The following is a 764-nucleotide window of genomic DNA, read 5'->3' as shown; positions in this document are numbered from 1 at the left end:
CGTTTGGCGTTGTATGGTTAAGCCTCACGGGTAATTAGTACAAGTTAGCTTAATGGCTCACACCACTTCCACATCTTGCCTATCAACGTTGTAGTCTTCAACGGCCCTTCAGAGACTTTAAAAGTCTAGTGAGAACTCATCTCGAGGCCTGCTTCGCGCTTAGATGCTTTCAGCGCTTATCAGTTCCGAACGTAGCTACCGGGCAATGCCATTGGCATGACAACCCGAACACCAGCGGTTCGTTCACTCCGGTCCTCTCGTACTAGGAGCAACCCCTCTCAATTCTCAAACGCCCACGGCAGATAGGGACCGAACTGTCTCACGACGTTCTAAACCCAGCTCGCGTACCACTTTAAATGGCGAACAGCCATACCCTTGGGACCGACTTCAGCCCCAGGATGTGATGAGCCGACATCGAGGTGCCAAACACCGCCGTCGATATGAACTCTTGGGCGGTATCAGCCTGTTATCCCCGGAGTACCTTTTATCCGTTGAGCGATGGCCCTTCCATTCAGAACCACCGGATCACTATGACCTACTTTCGTACCTGCTCGACGTGTCTGTCTCGCAGTTAAGCTGGCTTCTACCATTACACTAACCGTACGATGTCCGACCGTACTTAGCCAACCTTCGTGCTCCTCCGTTACTCTTTGGGAGGAGACCGCCCCAGTCAAACTACCCACCAGGCACTGTCCGTAACCCCGATTCAGGGGCCAACGTTAGAACATCAAAACTACAAGGGTGGTATTTCAAGGACGACTCCA

The 764-nt window shown here is 52.2% G+C and carries 1 rRNA gene; it reads right to left on the bottom strand.

Annotated features, from left to right (window positions below):
• Window positions 1-13 precede the first annotated feature (13 nt).
• Window positions 14-764: ribosomal RNA gene (locus AC27I2_RS19685) — 23S ribosomal RNA — on the bottom strand; the annotation flags it as partial.

The sequence above is a fragment of the Pseudoalteromonas sp. NH0006-46 genome (genome assembly GCF_057547735.1).
This window is presented reverse-complemented; position numbering and strand designations above follow the sequence as displayed.